This window comes from Micromonospora sp. LOL_025 (genome assembly GCF_048060285.1).
Taxonomy (GTDB): Bacteria; Actinomycetota; Actinomycetes; order Mycobacteriales; family Micromonosporaceae; genus Micromonospora.
In genome coordinates this window covers 115,463-134,445 of record NZ_JBHMIR010000007.1, presented here as the reverse complement: position 1 = coordinate 134,445, position 18,983 = coordinate 115,463, and the positions used below count along the sequence as shown (strand labels likewise).

Genomic DNA, 18,983 nt, shown 5'->3' with positions numbered 1-18,983 from the left:
CGATGCTGGGCGCCGTGTCGATCCGCCGCCCGGGATGTGGGCTTTCGTCGGCGCCCGGCCCGGCCGTGTCGGCCGGACCGGGCGAGCGGATCGGGTGGTGGGAAGGGATCAGGCGGCGGTGGCCCAGATGGCCCGGAAGGCCGCCGCCTCGCCGGCCAGCCAGCGCTCGATGTGCTCCGGGCGGGCGTCGGTGGGCATGCGGTGGGCCTCGCCGCGACGGACGTCGACCAGGACCGGCTCGGCGTGCGGGAGCACCGCGTCCATGTGCCGGGCCATCAGGTGCAGGGTGGCGAGCGTCGCCTCCTCGCTGGGCGGCGCCTCGTCGAAGTGCAGTCGGACGGCCTCGACGCGACCGTCGGCGTGCCGTACGCCGAACTGGGGGTTGACCTTGACGGGCAGGTCGCCCAGCATCGCGAGCGCGTCGCGGGTCTGGGCCAGGTCGACGTCCCTCGGCTCGCCGAGGGAGCGCAGCCAGGCCGTCGCGCCGGGGACGAGGGCCTGGTAGAGCGGTCGCCAGCGGGGCTTGACCACGTCGACCACCTGGTCGAGGTGGGTGCCGCCGGTGTGGAAGGCGATGTCGGCCTTGAGCGCCTTGACGAACTGGCCGTGCGGGTTGAAGCCGGAGCGGCTGACCCGCTGCTTGCGCAGGCCCCCGACGAAGGTGGCCTTCGTCGGGCCGGTGCGGTCGACGTAGCGGGTGAAGCCGAGCAGGGTGGCGTAGGGGGTGGGTGGCGCGGAGGCGGGCGTGGTCACGGGCGTCCTCCCAGGTCAGGACCTCTATTAGTACATACATTCTAATCGACGGGTGTGACATCTCCCAGGGTTTGTGAGGCCTTCGTCGCTACCCCGACCCGAGGGCATCCTTCTCCGAAGAGTTCCTACGCGACCAGGAATTCGTGACGGTGGGCCTGTTCGCCGCGGTTTGGAGGGCTGAAGACCCTCGCTGGCTGAGCTGTGCGTCCTTCAGCCGGGTCACGCGCACGGATCCGGTGTCGCTCACCCGGCTGGTGCCGAGCGATCGAAGCGGCGCCGAGATCGCATACAACAGCTCGGCGGTGGCCGGTTGCCGGATGAGGCGGCACTGCGGTCGAGCTTCCTCGACTGCGAGACCCTTGCCACGGCACCGCTGCTCCGGCTGGGACCGGTCGACACACCGGCGGGCTTCGAGGAGAAGCGGACCTACCGTGCGGTGTGCGGCGGCGCTGTCGACGGCGTTCGGTCCGCGAATGTTATTCGCCCCGGAAACGACGAAGGGAAAGGAGCATCCGCTCCTTTCCCTTCTCAACATATAGCGCACCGGGGGGCTTGCGGCAAGACCCGGGTCGTGCCGCAGAATCACCTGCCGAGGCCAGGACCAGCGGAAACGACAACTCACTGAACGCGTGTGTCGTCGTCGAACGGGGGACGTCGAACCGCTGGTGGAACTCGCGGCACGACCGCGGGCATCCGGCGCGCGAAAGCGGCCGTACGCGTCTCGGACGAGCAGTTCCCGGCGCGGCTGACCGGTGTCGCCGAGCCATAATCAGAACGAGATCGGAGCTGACCGCGTGAGCCCTCTGACCACCAGTGCGTTCGACCTTCCCGACCATCTCTCCGCCAAGGCGGACCCGACGCTGATCGCCGGCGACGAGCGGCACTTCGCGGCCATCGCGGAGAGCCTCGGTCAGTTGACCACCGAGTTGTCCGACCGCCTCGACGCCGAGCGCAGGGCGCCCGGCGGCAAGGGCCGGCAGGCGGTCGACCGGGACACGGAGATCCGTCGGCTGACCGCCCGACTGCGCACACTGCGTCGCTTCGGGATGGACCTGTGCCTCGGACACATGGTCGGTGCGGACGACCCCGAGCCCGTGTACGTCGGACGGCGTGGCCTGACGGACGGCGCGGGGCGTCGGCTGCTGCTCGACTGGCGTTCCCCCGCGGCCGAGCCGTTCTTCGGCGCGACCCATGCCAACCCGATGGGTCTGGCGAGCCGTCGCAGGTACCGCTGGACCCGTGGCCGGATCACCGACTACTGGGACGAGGTGTTCACCCCGGACGGGTTCGAGGGGCACGCCGCCGCGCTCGACGACCAGTCCGCCTTCATCGCCAGCCTGGGTGGCAGCCGGTCGAGCCGGATGCGCGACGTGCTCAGCACGATCCAGGCCGACCAGGACGCCATCATCCGCGCGGGCTCGCGCGGCGCGCTCGTCGTCGACGGCGGTCCCGGTACGGGGAAGACGGTCGTCGCTCTGCACCGCACCGCGTACCTGCTCTACGCCGACCCCCGCCTCGGTCACCGCCGGGGCGGCGTGCTGTTCGTCGGGCCGCACCAGCCCTACCTGGCCTACGTCGCCGACGTCCTTCCCAGCCTCGGCGAGGAGGACGTGCAGACGTGCACCCTGCGGGACCTCGTACCGGAGGGTGCCGCGGCGACCGTCGAGACCGACCCGGAGGTGGCCCGCCTGAAGTCGTCCGCGGAACTGGTGCGGGCGATCGAGGCGGCGGTCAGGTTCTACGAGGAGCCGCCGACGAAGGGGATGACGGTAGCGACCGACGAGTCCGACATCTGGCTCAGCGCCGACGACTGGGCCGCGGCGTTCGAGGCACCGGGGGCCGGTACCCCGCACAACGAGGCGCGTGACGAGGTCTGGGAGGAGCTGCTCACGATCCTGACGGACAGGTACGACGGCGACGAGCCGGACGACCTGGTCCGCAGGTCGCTGCTGCGCAACAGGGAGCTGCGTACGACCTTCAACCGCGCCTGGCCGCTGATCGAGGCGACCGACCTCGTCGGCGACCTGTGGTCGGTGCCCGCCTACCTGCGCACGTGCGCCCCCTGGCTCAGCGGCGACGAGGTCCGCAGGTTGCAGCGCCGCGACGCCCAGGCCTGGACGGTGTCCGACCTGCCGCTCCTGGACGCGGCACGGCAGCGGCTCGGCGACCCGGAGGCGTCCGGGCGCAGACGCCGGCACGAGGCCGTCGTCGCCGTCGAACGCGCCCGCATGGCGACGGTCGTGGACGACCTCATCGCGGCCGATGCCTACGACGACGGCGAGGGTGTGCTGTCGAGCCTGCGCCAACTGGACCTCCAGGACGCCCTGGTCGACGAGACCGCCCTGTCCCACGTCGAGCCGGACCTGCTCGCCGGCCCGTTCGCGCACATCGTCGTGGACGAGGCGCAGGAGCTGACCGACGCCGAGTGGCAGATGCTGCTGCTCCGCTGCCCGTCCCGCAGCTTCACCATCGTCGGCGACCGCGCCCAGGCCCGGCACGGTTTCCCCGAGTCGTGGCAGGAACGGCTGGAGCGGATCGGGCTCGACCGGATCACCCTGGCCTCCCTGAGCATCAACTACCGGACGCCGCAGGAGGTCATGACGGAGGCCGAGCCGGTCATCCGGGCCGTTCTCCCGGACGCCAACGTGCCGACCTCCATCCGCAGCGGCGGCGTTCCCGTCGTACGCGGATCCGCCGCTGACCGGGACGCGATCCTCGACACCTGGCTCGCCGCCCACGCCGAGGGGGTCGCCTGCGTCATCGGCGACCCCACGTTCCGGGCGACGCCCCGCGTCCGGTCGCTGACCCCGGAGCTGTCGAAGGGGCTCGAGTTCGACCTGGTCGTCCTCGTCGACCCGGAGGCGTTCGGCGACGGCGTCGAAGGCGCGGTCGACCGCTACGTCGCGATGACCCGGGCGACCCAGCAGCTCGTCGTCCTCACCACCTCCTGACGCGGCACGCCTGCGGCCGCCCGGCATCGGGTCGCCGCAGGAGCAGACCGGCGGCGACGGCGCAGACGCCGCCGAAGCAGCCGAGCGCCACCGCGACGACGTGCAGCGCGCTGGTGAAGCCGTCGCCGGCGAGGTGTCCGCCGCTGACGACGGCGAGGGTGGAGCCGACGAGCGCGAGCGCGATGGTCTCGGTGACGAGCCGGCCCGTGTTGAACAGCCCGGCCACGGCGCCGGCCTGGCGGACGGGTGCGCTGGAGATGGCGAGCCCGTCGATCACGCCCGTGGTGGCGCCGACACCGGTCCCGATCAGCAGCAGCGGCAGCAGGAGGGAACGGGGTGTGCTGCCGGGTCCGACGGTGGTGAGGGCGAACATGCCGGCCGCGCCGAGGGTGATCGCCCCGACCGACAGCAGGCGGGGCGAGCGACGCGCGACCGCCGCTCCGACCGGGGGCAGGGCGACCGAGGGCAGGGTGAGCATGAGCATCCACAGCCCGGCTCGACCGGCGTCGAGGCCGGCGACGTCGATGAGGTAGGAGGGCAGGTAGACCAGCAGGGGTACGAGCAGTCCCATCATGGTCGCGGCGACCAGGGAGTACCCGACGAAGCGCCGGTTGCGCAGGAGGCCGAGGTCGAACATCGGGTCGGTGACGCGCTTCTCGACCCGTACGAACCCGGTCCCGCAGACCACGAGGGCGAGCAGCGCGGCGATCACCGACGGATGCGCGGCGCCCAGGGCGGGTGCCTCGACGAAGGCCCAGATGAGGAGCGCGAGCGCGGCGGTGAACAGCGCGCCGCCGCCCCAGTCGATCCGCCTCCCGGCACCGGGCAGGACGGGCAGGAAGGGGCACAGCAGCAGCACGACTCCCGCCAGCGCGGCGGGGACCGCGAAGACGGCGCGCCACCCGAGCGCGTCCACGAGCAGGCCGGAGATCGTGGGTCCGAACGCGAGGCCGACGCCGAGGGCCGCGCCGAGCGCGCCGAACACCCGGGTCCGGGCCGTTCCGGCGAAGGACGCCGCGAGGATCGACTGACCGGTCGCCGTCGCCGCTGCCGCACCCGTGCCGGCGAGGACGCGTGCGAGGTTCAGGACCGTGGCGTCCCCGGCCAGCACGCACAGCACGCTGCCGGCGAAGAAGACCGCGACCCCGGCGGCGAAGAGGCGGCGCTTGCCGAGCAGGTCCGCGAGCGAGCCGCCGAAGGCCAGGAACGCCGCGAAGCAGAGGTTGTAGCCGTTGACGACCCACTGCGCCGTCGTGAGCGGCGTGTCGAGGTCGTGCTGGATGCCGGGCAGCGCGACGGACGCCCCGGTGATGGTCAGCGGGAACGACAGCGACGACAACAGCACCGCCGTCAGGGTGCGGGCGCGCGCGTTCACCGCGACCACCCACCGGGGACGGCGACGGTCGCGAGGAGACGGGAGCAGGGGGCGTCACAGGGGACGGGACAGGTGAATGCAGAACTGTGCACGAAGGGCTCCGGACATCGCAGACGGAACCGGGCAGCCCGGACGGCCACACCGGCGAAGGGTCGCTGATGCGGCGGAGCGGAAACGCAGAGCGTTCGAGGGTCTGGGGTTTCGCGCCGCCGCTACGGGCGGCGCACCCTGTCCGAGGCGGGCACGGGGTGAACCTAGTCCAGGGCGGCTCACCCCGGCAACGCGATACCTGGGTGCGGGCACCCGGAGCAGCGCGGCGGGGCCGACCGGAGCCGGCCCCCACGGTCGCGGCGGTGGCTAGAGCTGGCCGACCGAGGTGATCCGGACGACCGCCGCGCCCGCCTCGTCGGAGGCCGCGAGGTCGACCTCGGCGCTGATGCCCCAGTCGTGGTCCTCGTCGGGGTCGTCGAGGATCTGCCGGACCGTCCACCGCTCCCGACCCTGCTCGATCATCAGCAGCGCCGGCCCGCGCGCGTCCGGGCCCACCCCGATCTCCCCGTACGCCTCGAAGTACGGCTCCAGCGCGTCGGCCCAGGCGTCCGCGTCCCAGCCCGACGCGCCGTCCAGCTCGCCGAGGTCGTACCAGCGGCGCAGGGCGGCCAGCTCGACCCGGCGGAACAGGGCGTTGCGCACCAGCACCCGGAAGGCCCGGGCGTTGCGGGTGACCGCGGGGACGCGGTCGTCCAGCGCCTCCGCGGCCTCGGCGGCGTCGGTGGGGTTGCGCAGCCGCTCCCACTCGTCGATGAGGCTGGAGTCCACCTGCCGGACCAACTCGCCGAGCCACTCGATGAGGTCGACCAGCTCCTCGGTCTTGGCGTCCTCGGGCACCGTCTGCCGCAGCGTCTTGTACGCGTCCGCGAGGTAGCGCAGCACGAGTCCCTCGGAGCGGGTCAGCCCGTAGAACTGCACGTACTCGGTGAAGGTCATCGCCCGCTCGTACATGTCCCGGACGACGGACTTGGGGGAGAGCTGGTGGTCGGCCACCCACGGGTGCCCCTGCCGGTACATCTCGTACGCCGAGTCCAGCAGCTCCGCCAGCGGCTTCGGGTGGGTCACGCCGTCGAGGAGTTCGAGGCGGGCCTCGTACTCGATGCCCTCTGCCTTCATCGCGGCGACCGCCTCGCCGCGGGCCTTGAACTGCTGCGCGGAGAGCACCTGGCGCGGGTCGTCCAGGATCGACTCGACCACCGAGAGCACGTCGAGGGCGTACGAGGGGGACTCGACGTCGAGCAGCTCGATCGTGGCCAGCGCCAGCGGGGAGAGGGGCTGGTTGAGGGCGAAGTCGAGCTGGAGGTCGACGGTGAGGCGGACCCGCCGCCCGGCCTCGTCGGGCTCGTCGAGCTGCTCGACGACCCCGCCCGCGCGCAGCGCCCGGTAGATGGCGATGGCGCGCCGGATGTGCCGGCGCTGGGCGGCGCGGTCCTCGTGGTTGTCGGTGAGCAGGTGCCGCATCGCGGCGAACGCGTCGCCGGGGCGGCCGATGACGTTGAGCAGCATCGAGTGGCTGACGTGGAAGCTGGAGGTGAGCGGCTCCGGCTCGGCCTCGACCAGGCGGTCGAAGGTGGGCTGGCCCCAGCCGATCGACCCCTCCGGCGGCTTCTTGCGCACCACCTTGCGCCGCTTCTTCGGGTCGTCGCCGGCCTTGGCGAGCGCCTTCTCGTTCTCGATGACGTGCTCGGGCGCCTGCACGACCACCCGGCCGACGGTGTCGAACCCGGCCCGCCCGGCGCGACCGGCGATCTGGTGGAACTCGCGGGCCTTGAGCAGCCGGGTACGCACCCCGTCGTACTTGGACAGGCCGGTGAACAGCACGGTGCGGATCGGCACGTTGATCCCGACGCCGAGGGTGTCGGTGCCACAGATGACCTTGAGCAGGCCGGCCTGGGCCAGGGTCTCGACCAGCCGGCGGTACTTGGGCAGCATCCCGGCGTGGTGCACGCCGATGCCGTGCCGGACCAGCCGGGACAGGGTCTTGCCGAACCCGGAGGTGAACCGGAAGTTGCCGATCGCGGTGGCGATCATGTCCTTCTCGGCGCGGGTGCAGACGTTGACGCTCATCAGGGCCTGGGCGCGTTCCAGGGCGGCGGCCTGGGTGAAGTGCACGACGTAGACGGGTGCCTGCTTCGTCTCCAGCAGCTCCTCGAGGGTCTCGTGCAGCGGCGTCATCGCGTACGAGAAGATCAGCGGGACCGGCCGCTCGGCGGAGCGGACGACGGCGGTGGACCGGCCGGTGCGCCGGGCCAGGTCGTCGACGAAGCGGGTGGTGTCGCCCAGCGTGGCGGACATCAGGACGAACTGGGCCTGCGGCAGCTCGATCAGCGGCACCTGCCACGCCCAGCCCCGGTCCGGCTCGGCGTAGAAGTGGAACTCGTCCATGACCACCTGGCCGACGTCGGCGCGTTCGCCCTCGCGCAGCGCGAGGTTGGCGAGGATCTCGGCGGTGCAGCAGATGATCGGCGCGTCGGCGTTGACGCTGGCGTCGCCGGTCAGCATGCCGACGTTGTCGGCGCCGAAGACCTCGCAGAGGGCGAAGAACTTCTCCGACACCAGCGCCTTGATCGGGGCGGTGTAGAAGGTCGTCCGGTCGTCGGCCAGGGCCGCGAAGTGCGCCGCGATCGCGACCAGGCTCTTGCCGGACCCGGTCGGCGTGTTCATGATCACGTTGGCGCCGGAGACGATCTCGATGACCGCCTCCTCCTGGTGGGGGTAGAGGTCGAGGCCGCGCTCCTTCGCCCAGCCGGCGAACGCGTCGAAGAGGGTGTCGGGGTCGGCGCTTGTCGGCAGCGCGGCGGTGAGCGTCATAGCGCGTCCATGGTGCCTGGATCAGACCCCCGAGCGCCAACCGGCCCGGCCGGGCGAGGTGTGGGAAGGGCCCTGCGGGCAACGGGATCCGTCGACCGGGCCCTTCCTCTCACGACCGGCGGTGGATCAGGTCGAAGATCGGGCGGCCCGCCCGCAGGGCCCGGCGCTCGAACTTGGTGACCGGGCGGTGGGCGGGGCGGGGGGCGAAGCCGTCGTGCGCGTCGACCAGCCCCGGGTCGGCGTCCAGGGTCTGGCGCATCGCCTCGGCGTACTCGGCCCAGTCGGTCGCGCAGTGCAGGGTGCCGCCGGGCGCCAGCCGGGAGCGCAGCAGCGCGACGTGGGCCGGCTGGATGATCCGCCGCTTGTGGTGCCGGGACTTGGGCCAGGGGTCGGGGAAGAAGACGTGCACGGCGTCCAGCGTCCCTGCCGGCAGGCCCGCGACCAGGTCCAGGGCGTCGCCCTGCGCCACCCGTACGTTGCGCAGGCCATGCCGGTCCACCAGGTCCAGCAGGTTGGCGATTCCGGGCGTGTGCACCTCGACCGCCAGATAGTCTCGACCGGGGTCGGCGGCGGCCATCTCGGCCGTGGTGTCGCCCATCCCGGAACCGATCTCCAGCACCAGCGGGGCCCGACGGCCGAACAGGCCGGCGAGATCCACCGCCGTGCCGGGCCGCTCCGGCACGTGCAGGCCGTAGACCGGCCAGAGCCGGTCGAGGGCGTCCGTCTGGCGGCTGCTCATCCGGCCACGGCGCGGATGGAAGGTCCGAATCGTCCGGGCGGCGGGCGCGGGGACGGCGGCGGGGGAGTCGGTGAAGGTCACAACGACCCGAGGGTACGCGACGACCGCGCCGAATCGGATGTGATGTTCGCCCGGGGATGAGAGGATCCATCCCGTACGGCAGACCGGGTGCCTGGTGTTGCCCGGCACTGCCCCAACGCGCCGGGAGGGGGCGTCGTGTCGGTGCACCGCGGCGGTGTGGCGCTGGCGATCGCGACCGTGCTCGCCGGTCCCCTGCTCGCGGCCCCGCCGGCCCTCGCCGCCGTGCCGCCCCTCGCCGCTCTGCCGCCCACGGCCGCCCTGTCGTCCGGCGTCGTCCTGGAGTCCGGCGTCGCCTCGCTGGTCCGGGCCGGCGCGCCACAGCCAGGGCCGCCGGGGCCGCACGTCTTCGTCGAGGTCAGCCCGAGCACTGTCGAGCCCGGCTTCTTGGTGGGGATCCGGGCCAACTGCCGGGATAACTCCGTCCCCGCCACCGTGGTCTCGGACGCCTTCGGCCGGGTGCAGGTGCAGCCGCAGAACGGCACGCTGACCGCCGCGCCGATGGTGCGGGAGCGCACCCGGCCCGGCAACTACCGGATCAAGCTGGAGTGCCGCGACGGTGAGACCGCCTCGACCATGCTCCAGGTCGTCAAGGCCGTGAAGCCGAGTCGCGGTCCGGCGACCGGGTTCGGCGGGGGCGCCGGTGGCGTCCCGGGCGGGCTGCTGCTGCCGGGTGGCCTCGCGTTGATCGTGACCGGCATCGTGCTCGCGGTCCGGGCGGCGCGCCGCCCGCGTACCGTCCGTGGCGCCGCCCGACGCTGAGCCCGGTCATGGCCACGACGCCCGCCCCGCAGCCGGCCGCCGCAGCGGCCCGGAGCCCCCGGCCGCCCGGACGTCGCCCCTGGTCGGTGCCGCTGGCCGTGGTGCTGGTGCTGGCCGGGGTCTTCGCCACCGGCGCGGGCCTGGGGCGCACCGCCGGTCCGTTCGACTGGGCCGCCGGCGGGGGACGGGACCGGCCGGCGCGCAGCGAGAGCGGCGCGCTGGCGGCCAGCCGGCCGGTGCGCCTGTCGATTCCCGCGATCAAGGTGTCCGCCCCGGTGGCTCCCGTCGGTCAGGCCCGGGACGGTTCGATCGCCGTCCCGCCGCTCGAGCGGGCCGACGAGACCGGCTGGTACGACCGGGGGCCCACCCCGGGCGAGCCGGGCCCGTCGGTCATCGTCGGGCACGTGGACACCAAGCGTGGCCCGTCGGTCTTCTACGACCTGCACAAGCTGCGCCCGGGCGACACCGTCGAGGTGGCCCGGGCGGACGGCTCGGTCGTGGTGTTCCGGGTCGACTCCGTGGAGCACTTCCCCAAGGAGCGGCTGCCGGCGGAGCGGGTCTACGGCGACGAGGGCCCGCCGGGCCTGCGCCTGATCACCTGCGGCGGCGACTGGCTCGGCGGCCGGACGGGCTACGCCGACAACATCATCGCCTTCGCCACCCTGCTCTCCTCCCGTCCCGCCTGAGCGCAGGCTCCCACTCTCGTCAGGTTGCCATCGGCGGGTCGTACGGGACCGGCCTCAGGACGGCGGGCCGGTTTGGCGCGGGCCCGGGTCGGTGGGCGCAGGGCCGCGCTGCGGTTTCTCACCGACCGACATATCTGCCCCTGACAGCTCTCCTGCCGGTGGCGGCCCGCTCGCCGCTGGTCTGGGCGCCCATGTCACCCGGAACTCTCCAGACAGTTGCCAGCGAATAACACTGCGTAGCAAGATGAACCGACGGTGCAGCGAAATGTCCGGAAAGGACGCTGGATGAACTATGCGGTGATCGAGGCGATGACTGCGGCCGGTCTCACTGCCGACAACCTCGCAGCCGAGAAAGGCGTTGATCCGAAGACGGCGGCCCGGTGGGCAAACCCGGGACATATCCCGCACTCCCGTCATCGGGCGAAGGTCGCTGATCTTCTCGGCCGCGAAGTGCTGGACCTCTGGCCAAGCGTTTGAAGCGGCGGGAACCGGTGTGGCTCCGACAGTGGGTGGACTGGGAACGCGCTGCGGTCGCGCTGAGGTGGTTCGAGCTGGCCTGGGTGCCGGGTCTGTTTCAGACCAAGGCGTACGCGCGAGCGACGTTGGCCGGTGAACCCTTGTCCACCAGCGAGGTGGATGAGTTGGTCGAGGCGCGTCTGAGTCGACAAACCGTGCTGCACCGCGAGCGGCCACCGCTGCTGATCGCAGTCATTGACGAAGCGGTCCTCTGGCGAGCCGTCGACGGCGATCGTGACCTGATGCGCGAACAGTGCGAACACCTTGCGGCGTGCGCGCGGCTGCCGTCCGTGCAGGTATTTGTGGTTCCTTCGTCGGTGGGGATGTACCCGGGTCTCGGTGGGCCGCTGATTCTCGCCGAGCTACCCGAGGGCGAACAGGTCGCCCACGTCGACAGCCAGGCGCGAGCAGAGGTCATTTCCGAGACCGCGGACGTTGCTAAGCTCGTTGTCCGGTGGGAACGAATTCGGGGCGAGGCCCTCTCGCGGGCACAGTCACTAGACCTCATCACGAAAGCAGCAGAGCATCATGGATCTGGCCGGCGCGCAGTGGCGTAAGAGCACGAAGAGCGGCAACAACGGCGGATCATGTGTCGAGGTCGCGGACAACCTGCGCGATGTCGTGCTGGTTCGCGACACGAAGGACCGCGACGGCGGGACCCTCACCTTCGGTCGGAATGCGTGGCGCGGTTTCGTGACGTTGGCGAAAGAGATCGGCGCGGTCGGCTGACTGCGGCGGCACGAACAGGCCACTGGCGAGTGCCGGGGGCCTGTCCTGGTTTTGTTGGGCCCCTGACTCCACCCCACCCCGCTCCCTGCCCCCGGCCCCTCCGGTGCGCCCGTTCCGTCGATCATGAGGTTGGCGGCGGTCAGGGAGATCCACTTCGCCGCCAACCTCATGATCGACGCCTTCGGAGAGGGCGGGCGGGAGGGGTGGGCGGGTCAGGATCGGCCCGGGACCTGTTGGACGACCTCGAACTCCAGGAGGGTGGCGCCGGAGGCGACCGGGGGACGCTTCTCGCCGGCGTGGGCGGCGCGGGAGGGGCCGGCGGCCCAGGCCTGATAGGCCTCCTCGGTCTCCCAGCGGGTGTAGACGAAGTAGCGGTTCTCCCCGGCCACCGGGCGCAGCAGCTCGAAGCCGAGGAAGCCGGGGGAGTTCTCCACGGCCCCGGCCCGGGCGGCGAACCGCTTCTCCAGCTCCTCGCCCGCGCCGGGAGGGACGTCGATCGCGTTGATCTTCACGACTGCCATGGCTCCACCCTAGCGACGGGGTCGGGGCTCAGAACGATTCGACGGCCGGAACCAGGTCGGCGTCGACCACGATCGGCGCGTGGTCGGAGGGCCCCTTGCCCTTGCGCGCCTCCCGGTCCACGTACGCGGAGCGGACCGCCCGGGCGAATGGCGCCGAGGCGTACACGAGGTCGATCCGCATGCCCTTGTTCTGGTGGAACATGCCCGCCCGGTAGTCCCAGTAGGTGAACGGGTGCGGGCCCTTCATCGGCGTGGGCACCACGTCGGAGAGCCCGAGGTCGCGCAGCGCCGCGAGGGCCGCCCGCTCCGCCGGGGTGACGTGCGTGGAGTGGGTGAACACCGCCGGGTCCCAGACGTCGGCGTCGGTGGGCGCCACGTTGAAGTCGCCGCAGACCGCCAGCGGCAGGCCGCCGGTCAGCTCCGCCTCCACCGCGTCCCGCAGCGCCGCGAACCAGGCGAGCTTGTACGCGTAGTGCGGGTCGTCCGGCGCCCGACCGTTCGGCACGTACACCGACCAGACCCGGACCCCGTCGCAGGTCGCCGAGATGGCCCGGGCCTCGGGATCGGGGAAGCCCGGTTCGCCGGGGAATCCCACCGTCACGTCGGCCAGGCCGACCCGGGACAGGATGGCCACCCCGTTCCACCGGCCGTCGCTGTGGCTGGCCACCGTGTAGCCCAGCTCGCCCACCTCGGCCACCGGGAAGGCGCCGTCCGGGCACTTGGTCTCCTGGAGGCAGACGACGTCCGGCCCGGTGCCGGCCAACCAGTCCAGCAGCCGGGGCAGGCGGGCCTTCACCGAGTTCACGTTCCAGGTCGCCAGACGCATGTGACCAGCCTGCCCCATCCCCGCGCGCCGCGCCGGTTCAGCTGCCCGGGGTGTCGCCCGGGCGGGTCTGCTCGGCCAGGAACCGCTCCAGTTCGGCGCCCAGCTCGTCGGCGGTGGGCAGCGGCCCGGCCTCGGCGGCCAGCAGGTTCTTTTCGCCCCGGCCGCGCGCGAACGCGTCGTACTGCTCCTCCAGGGCCTGCACCAGCTGGGCGGCGTCGTCGGTCTGGGCGACCTGCCGGTCGATCTCCACGCGGACCACCTCGGCCGCCGAACGCAGCCCGTCGCGGGGCAGCAGCAGCCCGGTGCTGCGGGACACGGAGGCGAGCAGCACCTCGGCGGCGGCCGGGTACTCCGTCTGCGCCACGTAGTGCGGCACGTGGGCGGCGAAGCCGAGGGCGTCGCGGCCCAGCTCGCCGAGGCGGTACTCCAGCAGGTGCCCGACGCTGCCCGGCACCTGCACCCGCTGCAACCACGGCTCGTAGCCGGCGATCAGCTCACGGCGGGTGGCGTGTGCGGTCACGCCGGCGGGCCGGGTGTGCGGCACGGCCATCGGGATCGAGTTGAGCCCGACGGTGAGCCGGACGTCCAGCCGTGCGGAGATCCCGGCCACCGCGGCCACGAAGCGCTCCCACTGCAGGTCCGGCTCCGGGCCGGTGAGCAGCAGGAAGGGGGTCTCGTCGTCGTCGCGGAGCAGGTGCAGCTCCAGCGCCGGGGCGTCGTACGCCTCCCAGTGGTCCTCGACGAAGGTCATCACCGGGCGGCGCGAGCGGTAGTCGAAGAGCTGGTCGACGTCGAACCGGGCGATGGGGCGGGCGTCCAGGGAGGTGAGCAGCTGCTCCCTGGCCAGTCGGGTGGCGCTGCCGGCGTCGACGAAGCCGGTGAGGGTCTGGATCAGCACCGGCTGACCGAGGTCGGGCAGATCGTCGGTGAGCTCGTAGAGCTCGTGTGGGTCGAGCACCGGTGCGGACCTCCCTGGTCGTGCGTACGGGTCGCCGCGCGCGACGGCACCCGGTTCGGGGAACGTACCCGCCATCCTCGTGCATTCCTCGCCGCGCCCCGCCGCGGGTCGTCACCTGACCAGTAATCGGGCGTATGCCCGCAAGCCCGCCGTCGGACGGCGAAGGATGACCGTCGGTACGACCAGGCTATCGGTCGAACGGGGGAGTTTGGGGATCATGGGCCGGACCTCGGGGGTTTGTCCGCGTTCCGGCCGCACAGGGGCGGCCCGGGTCGACCCGGAGGTCTGACCGGTCCGCGAGGTGTGTGCCGGCGGCTGCCCGGGCGGCGGGGGCGTCCACCCGGCCCAGCCCATATCGTGAGGAAAGCCACGAGATCACCCCGGGTGATCGGCGGGTGGGCCTGCCTAGCCTCGGCTGATGCGTGACGACCCCACCCTCGACGACCAGACCGCCCCCGGTGACCCGATTGACCGTTCGAACGATACCCCCTCGTACGTTCGGTCAACCGTCCTCCGCGCCGCCGGGGCGTACGCCCACCTGCTGACGCGCGGGCCGGTCCGGGCCCGGATCGCCCTCGCCACCGGCGTGCTGTGCTGCCTCGGACTGACCGCCGTCGCCCAGGGCGCGCGCGACGGCTCCGCCGACCCGGCCCCCGCCGCCGCCCCCTCCGCGCTCGCCGAGCGTGCCGAGCCGGACCCGGCCTCCCGCAGGGTGGAGCGCGTCGCCGCCTCCGCCAGCCCCACCCGCGCCGCCGACCCGGACACCACCACCCCGGCGCCGAAGAAGACCACCCGCAAGCCGGTCGATCCCGCCCCGGTCGTCGGGCTCGACGACGCCCAGCTGGAGAACGCCGAGGAGATCGTGCGGACCGGGCGCGAGATGGGGATGCCCCGGCGGGCGCTGGTGATCGCGGTCGCCACCGCGATGCAGGAGAGCAACCTCTACAACGTCGCCAGCGGGGTGCTTCCCGAGTCCCGCGAGTACCCGCACCAGGGCATCGGGTGGGACCACGACTCGGTCGGGCTGTTCCAGCAGCGCTCCAGCAGCGGCTGGGGCGAGGTCGGTGAGCTGATGGACCCGGAGTTCGCCACCCGGCAGTTCCTCTCGGCGCTGGCCCAGGTGCCGGGCTGGCAGCGGATGCGGCTCACCGACGCCGCCCAGGCGGTGCAGATCTCCGCCTACCCGGAGCACTACGCCAAGCACGAGTGGCGCGCCACCAAGGTCGTCGCCGCGTGCCTGGAGGCCGGGCAGTAGGCTTGCACCAGCCACAGTGGACGGTTGCGGTTCGGGCATCCGGGGTACATGTGTTGTCGCTCCGAGGTACACATGGAACAGGCACCACCGACTGGAGGACGACATGTCACTGATGCAGCGGATCAGCACCTTCCTGCGCTCGCCCAAGGGTCAGCAGATGGTCGACCGTGGCCGTCGCGAGCTGGCCAAGCCCGGCACCCAGCAGAAGCTCCGGGGTCTCGCGGCCAAGTTCCAGAACCGCCGCTGACCCGTCACCGCCGACCTCTCCGACCCCCGGGAGACCCTGTGACCGATTCCGCGCCCGCCGACGACCAGCACGTCGCCGGAGGACCGCAGCCGCCGGCCGTGGTTCCGGCACCGACGCAGGAGGCCACCGAGGCGCCGCCGCTGAAGCTCTGGGACCGGATGCGGGAGGACCCGCAGTACGCCCCGGAGCACCTCGCCCTGGAGGCCGTACGCCGGCTGGGGCCGGAGGCGGCGCAGTGGGCCGCGCGGGCCCGGGCCGAGCAGCCCGGCGTCTCCGCCGAGGCCCTGGCGGAGCAGGCGGTACGCAAGTTCGTCAACCACGCCCGGCTCTCGGGGGCGGTGTCGGGCGCCGCCGGGCTGCCCGGCGCCGTGATCGACGTGGGCGTGCTGGCCTGGACCCAGGCCCGGATGGTGCTGCACGTCGCCGCCGCGTACGGCGTCGACCCGCTGCACGGCGACCGGGCCACCGACCTGCTGGTGCTGCAGAAGGTGCACAAGGTCGCCGAGAGCGCCCGGCTCGCGCTCGGGGTGGCCGCCGGCCGGGAACGCGCCGGGGCCCTCTTCGGCAGCGGCGGGCAGAACCCGCTCGGCAAGGTCATGCTGCGCCTCGGCGTACGCCTGGCCCAGATGGCCGGGGTGCGCGCGGCGAAGCGGGTCTTCGCCAAGGTGGTGCCCGGCGCGGCGATCGTCCTCGGCACCTGGGCCAACTCGTCGGCCACCAAGGATCTCGCCGTGCGCTCCCACGCCCTCTACCGCCAGTACGGCGGACCGACCGTCCCCGAGCCCCGCCGGCCCTGACGCCGGCCGCCGTACGCCGATCCCGCCGCCCGGTCCCTGTGGGCCGGTGCGGTCGGTCGGCGGCTCAGGAGCGGAGGCGGTCGGTCGGCTGGCCAGGAGCCGGTGCGGTCGGTCGGCGGGTCAGGAGCCGAGGCCCGAGGCGCGCCACGCCACGTCGGCCAGCCGGTCCTGCCCCGCGGCGTTGGGGTGGAACCAGTCCAGCGGGTTGACCAGTTCCAGGTCGAACCGCACCCGGTGCACCGCCCCGCCGTCGTACCGGCAGCGTGAGCCGTAGGCCTTGCAGGCGGCGGCGAGCTGGGCGTTGTAGTCGGCGATCCGCTCCCGGACGGCCGCCCGGCGGGCCCGGTCGAGCGGATCCGTCGAGGTGGGGTTGGCCAGCAGCGCCGGGCAGACGCCCCGCTTCCAGGCCCGCACCGCCCGTGCGTCGGTGTGCCCGACCTCCCAGAGCCGGTGCAGGTTCGGCACGCTCACCACCAGCACCCTGGCCTTCGGTCGCCCCTGCCGCAGCGCCCGCAGGCCGCGGTCGACCTCGGCGCGGAACTGCCTCACCGGGGTCATCGCCTCGATGCCGCCCCGGCACACGTCGTTGGCGCCGATCAGCACGGTGACGTGGTCGACGCGGTCGCGTACCGCCCGCTGGGCCTGCCCTTCCAGCGACGCCGCGCGGGCCCCGGGGCTGGCGTGGTTGTGGACCTTGCCCCGGATCGCCGGATTCCGGTCGAGCAGCCGCCGGTAGAGGCTGTCGACGCGCAGCCCGTCCCCCGTGGACCAGGAGTTGCGCTGGCACGAGACGAGCACCAGGCAGGAGCCGAAGCCGGTGCTGATCGAGTCACCGAGGGCCGCGATGCCGCCGGGCGAGCCGGGCGACGGCGTCTCCCGTGGCGGGCGGGAGCCGGGCTCCCCGCCGCCCTCGCAGGCGAGCGCGACCAGCGCCAGCAGGCAGGCGGCCACGGTGACCCAACGTCGAGGCATACCATCCCCAGTCCCGCAGCGGAGAGCGACAGCGCGGTAACTCTAAGCGCGGGCCCGGTGGGGCAGCCCGCCGCTGTCGACTATGTGGCAGAGGTCTGTTCCGGCGCGGCTCCGCGTGCTAGGCGCGGATCCCGCGCCAGGCAGCGGTCGGCGCGCCGGGCGGGACCAGTGTGTCAGAGCGGCGGTCGGCGCGGCAGGCGGCGGTCAGCGCGCCAGGCGCCAGGGCGCGGGCTGGCCGTGCAGCCACCAGTGCAGGGTCCGGGTGATCCGGGGCAGCACCAGGTACGTCATCAGCGGGGTCAGCGTGAGGGTCATCATCAGCACCCGGGCGGCCAGCGGCACGTCCGGGAGGAACCGGCTGGTGAGCAACGTCGCGGTCAGGCTGAGCGGAAAGAACGCCAGCCAGATGGTCACCGCCTGCTTCCAGCGCGGTGGGGAGGGCGGCGGGACCGTCGGCTCGGCGCTGACCGGCACGGTCTGCACGACGTGCTCCCGCGACGGGTCGAACCAGCCCTCGACGCCGGTACGCCGCTCGACCCGGGTGTGCTCGACGATGCCCTGCGCGGAGGAGAGCCACCAGTGCCGCTGCGGGGACTCCTCCCAGCGGCGCAGCGTGTCGTGGTCCGCGAAGCGGTAGATGATGTGCCACTCCCCGGAGCCGGGCGCGCTGCGTACCCAGCCGGACCCGAGGAACCCCGGGAACGCCTCGGCCAGCGCCGTGCCGGCCCGCATCCAGGCCACCATCTCGCTGGTCCGGGCGGGGTCGGTGCGCCGGGCGACGGCGACGGTCACCGGCAGCGCGTGGGTCATCGTCATACCGGTCATCCTCTCCGGTCGGAGCCGGTTCGACCGGCTCACCGGCGGCCGGTGTAACGCACCCCACCAGCGGCGTGACGCGGCCCACCGGCAGGGCCGACGGCGGTGCGCCGGCGGGGGCCGACGGGGGTCGACCGGTAGGGCTGACGGCAGCGCACCCACGGAGCCGATGCGGGCGGACGACGGGGTCGACCGGCAGGGTGGCGGTCGACCGGTTCGCGCGCGCGGAAACTGTCGGACGTCGGTGGTCGACTGGGTCCATGAGTGCAGACGACATCCTCGTGCTCGGCGCCACCGGCTCGACCGGCCGGCGGGTGGCGCGCCGGCTGTCGGACGCCGGCCTGCCGGTCCGGGCCGCGTCGCGCCGGGGCGCCGTCCGCTTCGACTGGGCCCTGCCGGCGACCTGGGAGCCGGCCGTGGCCGGCGCCTCCCGCCTCTACCTGATGGCCCCGCACGACGTGCCGGTCGACCCGGCGTTCGTCCGACTCGCCGTGGAGGGTGGCGTGCGACGCGTCGTCCTGCTGTCCAGCCGGGCGATCGAGGCGATGCGTGACGAGCGGCTGCTGGCCGCCGAGGCGCTGGTGCGCGACTGCGGCGTCGAGTGGACGATCCTCCGGCCGGACTGGTTCGACCAGAACTTCGACGAGGGCGTCTTCCGCGACGCCGTCCTCGCCGGCACCGTGGCCGTGCCGGTGGGCGAGGTCCGCCAGGGCTTCGTCGACGCCGACGACATCGCGGCGGTGGCCGTGGCGGCGCTCACCGGAGAGGGCCACCACGGCCGGGTCCACGAGATCACCGGGCCCCGCGCCCTCTCCTTCGGCGAGGCGGTCGACATCGTCGCCCGGGCCGCCGGGCGCCCGGTCCGCCACCTGGGCACCGCCGAGGACTACCGGGCCGCGATGACCCCGCTGGGCCTCCCGCCCGCGCAGATCGAGGCGGAGATCCGCGCCTTCGCCGCCCTGCGGGAACTCGGCGACGCCGAGCCGACCGACACCGTCCGGCAGGTCACGGGGCGGGCGCCGAAGGACTTCACGGCGTACGCCGCCGACGCGGCGGCCCGGGGCGCCTGGCGCACCGACGAGGGCGCCCAGGGGAGCCGACCGCCCGGGGCGGGTTAAGCGGGGCGATCGGGGGTAGGTC

Annotated in this window: 17 protein-coding genes and 1 pseudogene; 9 read left to right on the top strand and 9 right to left on the bottom strand. The window is 73.1% G+C overall.

Annotation, left to right across the window (positions count from 1 at the left end; all coding sequences use genetic code 11):
• Positions 1 to 108: 108 nt before the first annotated feature.
• Entirely contained in the window at positions 109 to 753 is a 645-nt protein-coding gene (locus tag ACFHW0_RS12320) for a hypothetical protein (protein ID WP_416607411.1), read from the bottom strand.
• Between the two features lie 803 nt (positions 754 to 1,556).
• Between ACFHW0_RS12320 and helR the strand changes: the two genes are divergently transcribed.
• Positions 1,557 to 3,704 carry an RNA polymerase recycling motor ATPase HelR gene (helR, locus tag ACFHW0_RS12315; RefSeq protein WP_416607524.1) on the top strand — a complete coding sequence of 716 codons (2,148 nt, stop codon included), beginning with the start codon at positions 1,557 to 1,559 and terminating at the stop codon, positions 3,702 to 3,704.
• On the opposite strand, the gene ACFHW0_RS12310 is transcribed toward helR, so the two are convergent.
• From ACFHW0_RS12310 to trmB, 3 genes are all read right to left on the bottom strand, one after another.
• Positions 3,691 to 5,079 (bottom strand): MFS transporter, encoded by a 1,389-nt coding sequence (locus tag ACFHW0_RS12310; protein WP_416607410.1) that lies wholly within the window; start codon positions 5,077 to 5,079, stop codon positions 3,691 to 3,693. The two genes, helR and ACFHW0_RS12310, sit on opposite strands and share 14 nt — an antisense overlap.
• Positions 5,080 to 5,436: 357 nt before the next feature.
• Positions 5,437 to 7,941: a DEAD/DEAH box helicase gene (locus tag ACFHW0_RS12305; protein WP_416607409.1), complete on the bottom strand. Its 2,505-nt coding sequence runs from the start codon at positions 7,939 to 7,941 to the stop codon at positions 5,437 to 5,439.
• 109 nt (positions 7,942 to 8,050) lie between these two features.
• Complete coding sequence (gene trmB / locus ACFHW0_RS12300; RefSeq protein ID WP_416607523.1) at positions 8,051 to 8,680, bottom strand: tRNA (guanosine(46)-N7)-methyltransferase TrmB; 630 nt, start codon at positions 8,678 to 8,680, stop codon at positions 8,051 to 8,053.
• A 222-nt stretch (positions 8,681 to 8,902) separates the two neighbouring features.
• Here trmB and ACFHW0_RS12295 point away from each other — a divergent pair, with 222 nt between their 5' ends.
• The 4 genes and pseudogenes from ACFHW0_RS12295 (at position 8,903) to ACFHW0_RS12280 (ending at position 11,451) form a co-directional block, all read left to right on the top strand.
• Complete coding sequence (locus ACFHW0_RS12295) at positions 8,903 to 9,520, top strand: hypothetical protein (protein WP_416607522.1); 618 nt, start codon at positions 8,903 to 8,905, stop codon at positions 9,518 to 9,520.
• Positions 9,521 to 9,528: 8 nt separating this feature from the next.
• On the top strand, positions 9,529 to 10,206 hold the full coding sequence (locus tag ACFHW0_RS12290; RefSeq protein ID WP_416607408.1) for a class F sortase: 678 nt from the start codon (positions 9,529 to 9,531) through the stop codon (positions 10,204 to 10,206).
• 285 nt (positions 10,207 to 10,491) lie between these two features.
• Positions 10,492 to 11,279: pseudogene (locus tag ACFHW0_RS12285) on the top strand (DUF5753 domain-containing protein).
• Positions 11,257 to 11,451: a DUF397 domain-containing protein gene (locus ACFHW0_RS12280; protein ID WP_416607521.1), complete on the top strand. Its 195-nt coding sequence runs from the start codon at positions 11,257 to 11,259 to the stop codon at positions 11,449 to 11,451. The pseudogene ACFHW0_RS12285 and the gene ACFHW0_RS12280 overlap by 23 nt, the downstream one beginning before the upstream one ends.
• A 212-nt stretch (positions 11,452 to 11,663) precedes the next feature.
• On the opposite strand, the gene ACFHW0_RS12275 is transcribed toward ACFHW0_RS12280, so the two are convergent.
• Genes ACFHW0_RS12275 through ACFHW0_RS12265 form a run of 3 tightly spaced genes read right to left on the bottom strand, consistent with a single transcriptional unit; the run spans position 11,664 to position 13,756 of the window.
• On the bottom strand, positions 11,664 to 11,972 hold the full coding sequence (locus ACFHW0_RS12275; RefSeq protein ID WP_357719301.1) for an antibiotic biosynthesis monooxygenase family protein: 309 nt from the start codon (positions 11,970 to 11,972) through the stop codon (positions 11,664 to 11,666).
• Between the two features lie 28 nt (positions 11,973 to 12,000).
• Entirely contained in the window at positions 12,001 to 12,798 is a 798-nt protein-coding gene (locus ACFHW0_RS12270; RefSeq protein ID WP_416607407.1) for an exodeoxyribonuclease III, read from the bottom strand.
• Between the two features lie 37 nt (positions 12,799 to 12,835).
• Positions 12,836 to 13,756 (bottom strand): proteasome assembly chaperone family protein, encoded by a 921-nt coding sequence (locus tag ACFHW0_RS12265; RefSeq protein ID WP_210834457.1) that lies wholly within the window; start codon positions 13,754 to 13,756, stop codon positions 12,836 to 12,838.
• Between the two features lie 418 nt (positions 13,757 to 14,174).
• Here ACFHW0_RS12265 and ACFHW0_RS12260 point away from each other — a divergent pair, with 418 nt between their 5' ends.
• The 3 genes from ACFHW0_RS12260 to ACFHW0_RS12250 all read left to right on the top strand — a co-directional run bounded on the left by ACFHW0_RS12260 (position 14,175) and on the right by ACFHW0_RS12250 (position 16,055).
• The gene (locus ACFHW0_RS12260; RefSeq protein ID WP_416607406.1) at positions 14,175 to 15,011 is read left to right on the top strand and encodes a peptidase M23; all 837 of its coding nucleotides are present in this window, start codon (positions 14,175 to 14,177) and stop codon (positions 15,009 to 15,011) included.
• Positions 15,012 to 15,114: 103 nt separating this feature from the next.
• Complete coding sequence (locus tag ACFHW0_RS12255; RefSeq protein ID WP_311412885.1) at positions 15,115 to 15,258, top strand: hypothetical protein; 144 nt, start codon at positions 15,115 to 15,117, stop codon at positions 15,256 to 15,258.
• Positions 15,259 to 15,296: 38 nt separating this feature from the next.
• Positions 15,297 to 16,055 carry an EcsC family protein gene (locus tag ACFHW0_RS12250; RefSeq protein ID WP_416607405.1) on the top strand — a complete coding sequence of 253 codons (759 nt, stop codon included), beginning with the start codon at positions 15,297 to 15,299 and terminating at the stop codon, positions 16,053 to 16,055.
• A 120-nt stretch (positions 16,056 to 16,175) separates the two neighbouring features.
• Here the strand turns inward: ACFHW0_RS12250 and ACFHW0_RS12245 are convergent, their stop codons facing one another.
• Positions 16,176 to 17,027: a GDSL-type esterase/lipase family protein gene (locus tag ACFHW0_RS12245; RefSeq protein WP_416607404.1), complete on the bottom strand. Its 852-nt coding sequence runs from the start codon at positions 17,025 to 17,027 to the stop codon at positions 16,176 to 16,178.
• A gap of 204 nt (positions 17,028 to 17,231) precedes the next feature.
• A complete protein-coding gene (locus ACFHW0_RS12240; RefSeq protein WP_416607403.1) occupies positions 17,232 to 17,843 on the bottom strand; it encodes an antibiotic biosynthesis monooxygenase in 612 nt (203 codons plus the stop codon).
• 260 nt (positions 17,844 to 18,103) lie between these two features.
• Between ACFHW0_RS12240 and ACFHW0_RS12235 the strand changes: the two genes are divergently transcribed.
• Complete coding sequence (locus ACFHW0_RS12235) at positions 18,104 to 18,961, top strand: NAD(P)H-binding protein (RefSeq protein WP_416607402.1); 858 nt, start codon at positions 18,104 to 18,106, stop codon at positions 18,959 to 18,961.
• The last annotated feature ends 22 nt before the right edge of the window (positions 18,962 to 18,983 follow it).

Bases quoted from the DNA above. Each gene is read 5' to 3' on its own strand.
- ACFHW0_RS12240 (WP_416607403.1), bottom strand. From the start codon at position 17,843: ATGACGATGACCCACGCGCTGCCGGTGACCGTCGCCGTCGCCCGGCGC.
- ACFHW0_RS12235 (WP_416607402.1), top strand. From the start codon at position 18,104: ATGAGTGCAGACGACATCCTCGTGCTCGGCGCCACCGGCTCGACCGGC.
- ACFHW0_RS12255 (WP_311412885.1), top strand. From the start codon at position 15,115: ATGTCACTGATGCAGCGGATCAGCACCTTCCTGCGCTCGCCCAAGGGT.
- ACFHW0_RS12260 (WP_416607406.1), top strand. From the start codon at position 14,175: ATGCGTGACGACCCCACCCTCGACGACCAGACCGCCCCCGGTGACCCG.
- ACFHW0_RS12275 (WP_357719301.1), bottom strand. From the start codon at position 11,972: ATGGCAGTCGTGAAGATCAACGCGATCGACGTCCCTCCCGGCGCGGGC.
- ACFHW0_RS12290 (WP_416607408.1), top strand. From the start codon at position 9,529: ATGGCCACGACGCCCGCCCCGCAGCCGGCCGCCGCAGCGGCCCGGAGC.
- ACFHW0_RS12305 (WP_416607409.1), bottom strand. From the start codon at position 7,941: ATGACGCTCACCGCCGCGCTGCCGACAAGCGCCGACCCCGACACCCTC.
- ACFHW0_RS12245 (WP_416607404.1), bottom strand. From the start codon at position 17,027: ATGCCTCGACGTTGGGTCACCGTGGCCGCCTGCCTGCTGGCGCTGGTC.
- trmB (WP_416607523.1), bottom strand. From the start codon at position 8,680: ATGAGCAGCCGCCAGACGGACGCCCTCGACCGGCTCTGGCCGGTCTAC.
- ACFHW0_RS12270 (WP_416607407.1), bottom strand. From the start codon at position 12,798: ATGCGTCTGGCGACCTGGAACGTGAACTCGGTGAAGGCCCGCCTGCCC.